The following is a 1,804-nucleotide window of genomic DNA, read 5'->3' on the forward strand; positions in this document are numbered from 1 at the left end:
AGTTATAGTTATCGTTTTAATGAAGACGGCAAGCTAACATTAAGAAATTGTTTTGATAATGGAAAATTTAAACAAGAGAAATTTAATTAAAGCAACAAAGAAAGCAGGGCTTCTCCCTCCTGCGAGATGGATGCCCAAGATGAATAGAGGTGATATTACATGGAGATTTTCTTTTACTGCACACCGCAAAAGTTGAAAGACCTGTTTTTTGAAATTGAACAAAGATATTCTCTTATATATCAGCCATTCTTTGGAAGGGTCCCAAGTATAGCGGAAATTGATACTCCACTTCGGAAACCGTTAAGTTCTTATCGAGAGTTTCACAATTTCGGGAAAGCCTATTCTGGGACGCCATGTTTTTGGATATATACGCCTGATGACACTTCTATTGAAACCGATACTCCTCTCTCTCTGAGGTTTAGCGGTCCTCCTGTATATTTAGAAGATGACCATGTCCTTTGTGAAGGATCGTTGTTTTTATCGGCAGAGAATAAGGCTGTTTTACCGCGAACACTTTACAAAAATATAAAGCATTTCTTTGTGCAACATTTTGTTAAATCTGGTTATTGTTATATTGATCCAGATGTATATACTAATCGGAGTGAATACCTTTTTGTTCAGCGCGATTATAACTTTTTGTCTCCTGCATGGTGCTTTGATGACTCGAATAAACACGTTCCCATAGATATTGATACTTGGTATTTACAGAAGGGAAAAAATAAGGAATGTTACCAATCACCAAAGTTAAAAATTGAATTTTTCACCTCCGTATCCGATTTAGTACAAATTCTCTCAGAATTAGAATCAAAGTATAAAATCAAGTATGTTGAAACCACTCATCAAGGAAGAACCACTTACACTCAGAATGTATTTTATTCGGCAAAAGCACTTGAAAATATGGATGGTCGGTCCATGGGTGTCCGTCAAATATGGGTATATGCTGAAGCTATTCGTATGTTTATCTGCCTATCCATAGATGACTTCTACGATAGCGAGAAAAAAATTATCAATATGAGCAGTGCTATTGGAGCAAATAATCCTTTTGGAGATCAACTTTACATTGACTTTGAATCGGCAATAAAACAAAACTTTTGCACATTAGATGAGAAACACTATGGCCCATTTTATTTAAGCCCCACCATATATAGTAACCGACTAAATATGGTTCTTAATTTAAACGATCCTCGATTTCGCATTACTGACCATGATAAAATTATTCCTGTATGGAGAAAGGAATGGGAGCAAATTCAGAATTGATGATTCTAAGCACCTATGTTTTGCGTTTGGATTTTACATACAATTATGCCAGAAGCAAGATGGGGGCTACCACCCACAAGGGCAGCCGAGAAATTGGCTGCCCCTTTTCTATACCAACAGTCAACAAGCCCCCTATGCAAAGAGAATCCCGCAAGAAATTAACCGCCTGGATGGAACAAACAAAACCCCCGGCGAAGCTCGTCGGAGGTTTACGGTTCCAGGTTATCTTCCTGGAAAAGCGACGATGCAAAAAAGGTGTTAATGCCGATCCCCAGGCCCTGACACAGCTCATGGATGATCCGCAGCTTCACAGAGTCATAGGAGCAGTTCACAATATTGCCGATGGTGGATTTGGGGACGCCACTTTTCATATACAGCTGATACTGTGTCATATTTCGTTCGTCCAGCAGCTCCAAAAGGCGCTTGCTGACTGCTTGATTCAATCTCACTTTCGCTCACCGTCCCTGTCCCTGTACTAAAATTATTATATGGGCCGGTGCGTGAAAATTAGTCCCTGTAACTGTACTAATGGCGTTATTTGCTGTAT

At 39.2% G+C, this 1,804-nt stretch carries 2 protein-coding genes; one reads left to right on the forward strand and one right to left on the reverse strand.

Features of this window, described 5'->3' with window-relative positions; translation table 11 throughout:
* Positions 1 to 159 precede the first annotated feature (159 nt).
* Positions 160 to 1,257, forward strand: a complete 1,098-nt coding sequence (locus B5F88_RS20485; protein WP_140402219.1) for a hypothetical protein — start codon at positions 160 to 162, stop codon at positions 1,255 to 1,257.
* Positions 1,258 to 1,466: 209 nt separating this feature from the next.
* On the opposite strand, the gene B5F88_RS19300 is transcribed toward B5F88_RS20485, so the two are convergent.
* The gene (locus tag B5F88_RS19300) at positions 1,467 to 1,706 is read right to left on the reverse strand and encodes a helix-turn-helix transcriptional regulator (RefSeq protein WP_087937032.1); all 240 of its coding nucleotides are present in this window, start codon (positions 1,704 to 1,706) and stop codon (positions 1,467 to 1,469) included.
* Positions 1,707 to 1,804: the final 98 nt, after the last annotated feature.

Origin of the sequence: Flavonifractor sp. An306, assembly GCF_002159455.1 — a bacterium.
In the GTDB taxonomy this organism is placed as follows: domain Bacteria; phylum Bacillota; class Clostridia; order Oscillospirales; family Oscillospiraceae; genus Flavonifractor.